Below are 285 nucleotides of genomic sequence, written 5' to 3'. Positions count from 1 at the left end.
CTCCCAGTACCTCAAGGACCTTTCACCGACTCCCAAGGAGCCCCAGTGACTCTGATCTATGGCCATCGCGGCGCCAAAGGCGAAGCACCGGAAAACACCCTGAACAGCTTCCTGCGCTGCCTGGAACATGGCGTGAAGCGCTGCGAACTGGACCTGCACCTATCCCGCGACGGTGAGCTGATGGTGATCCACGACCCGACGCTCAAGCGCACCACCGGCCGCCGCGGCAAGGTTTCCGAGCAACTGGCGGAGGACCTGGTGACCATGGACGCCCGCGAAGGCGGC

1 protein-coding gene is annotated in these 285 nt (G+C 64.2%); it reads left to right on the top strand.

The features are described 5' to 3' along the window. Positions 1-45: 45 nt before the first annotated feature. Positions 46-285, top strand: a 240-nt coding sequence (locus tag ACYYG1_RS17355; protein ID WP_461211592.1) for a glycerophosphodiester phosphodiesterase, incomplete at its 3' end; no start/stop codon positions are given.

The organism is Desulfocurvus sp. DL1XJH-121 (assembly GCF_054819825.1).
Note: the sequence above shows the minus strand (reverse complement) of the source record. Positions and strands in the feature narration are given on the sequence as shown.